General features: G+C 38.5%; 1 protein-coding gene and 1 pseudogene. Both read right to left on the bottom strand.

What is annotated here, in order from left to right:
* Positions 1 to 43: 43 nt before the first annotated feature.
* Entirely contained in the window at positions 44 to 451 is a 408-nt protein-coding gene (locus ACFILZ_RS09795) for a hypothetical protein (protein WP_375611059.1), read from the bottom strand.
* Positions 448 to 1,292 (bottom strand): annotated as a pseudogene (locus ACFILZ_RS09790) (filamentous hemagglutinin); the annotation flags it as partial. The pseudogene ACFILZ_RS09790 and the gene ACFILZ_RS09795, both read right to left, overlap by 4 nt.

The raw sequence follows: 1,292 nt of genomic DNA, 5'->3' as shown, positions 1-1,292 counted from the left end.
CCATTCCAAGTGAAGGCAAGGATGGCAGATTGTTGATCATCACTTAAGGCTGGCATTCATCCGCGTTTTTATACCTTTTACAAAACGGGCTGTTTAAGCGCTTTTCGACACTTCGTTGCGGGATGACAGCACCAGGCTGACAAATGGGAAGGTTTTCTTCTTTAAAAGTATAACACCATCCCCCTTCATGTTCATCTTTATAGTGGAATCCTGATTGAATCATGCAAGCATGGACTGTTGCCTGTGCATTAATACTCTGCTCTCTGCTTTCTGAATCCTCATCATAAGGTGTTGGCATTCCACATTCTAATAAAGCTTTTCCTATCTCAGTAAAATCAGTAACACCATTTTTCTCCCACATATACATATACCCTGGAGCAGGCTTAAAAAAATTACACCCAGCTATACTTAACAGGATTATCCCTCTTAATACTCTTAAAATGTGTTTCATTTTTTACTCCATGAATTAATTGAATCAATTTGTATACGGTGAGATGAACCATAATCATGTCTACATGCTCGATCCGCATTTGCATAACAAGCATGAGGACTTGGATAACCAAATAGTACTTTTTTTGCCTCTTTCACTACGTTACTACCAAGGGGTCTCTTGTCAAAAGTAGCGGGATTTTTGCCAAACACAACACCAACAAAATCATCTGCATGGTTTTCCAAGCCGACAGTGGTTTTCTTTCCATCCCTTAAGATATATAACGTATCTGCCATGTCTTGAGTATTATAAGCTGGACCAAAAAAATTAACCGTTGTTTCCTTTGCTATACCGTGAACACCATGCTTTACTAAATCATTTGCTCCATTTCCTGCTGTTATGGTACCACGACTATGGGCATCATCATGCAATCCTGTATTGCCATAAAGATACATTGTATCCTGGAATTTCTTGGTTGAATTGGTCAATCCAAAAAAAAATTTACCTTCCAGAAACTTCTGAAAAATCGCTATCCCTACTTCCACTTCCCAGTCTTCAGCTTTTGGAAAGTATGTAAAATAAAGGGGACCATGATCATTGTCAGCAAACTGGACAGTATAACGCGCAGCATCATCTGGTGAGGTAAAAATACCATTGTAAAACATATGAACCTTGCCATCAGAACCTTTTTGTAAATGTTTTTCTTCTTCAGGCGTTAAATAACGATACAGAGGGACTTGTCTTCCATGACTGTCTTTGATAGGTTTTCCATTTTTATCTGTTGCATAGAGGACATTGCCATTTTCATCATGCGCAACCTCACCTACTGGGTGCTCTTTGACATTTGTGATTTTATAAATTT

Source organism: Bartonella sp. AP40SXNS (genome assembly GCF_042195825.1).
Lineage (GTDB): Bacteria > Pseudomonadota > Alphaproteobacteria > Rhizobiales > Rhizobiaceae > Bartonella.
The sequence above is the reverse complement of the archived record's forward strand: the minus strand, read 5'-3'. Positions and strand labels throughout refer to the sequence as shown.

Excerpts from the sequence above, each read along its gene's own strand:
- ACFILZ_RS09795 (WP_375611059.1), bottom strand. The coding sequence starts at position 451 with ATGAAACACATTTTAAGAGTATTAAGAGGGATAATCCTGTTAAGTATA.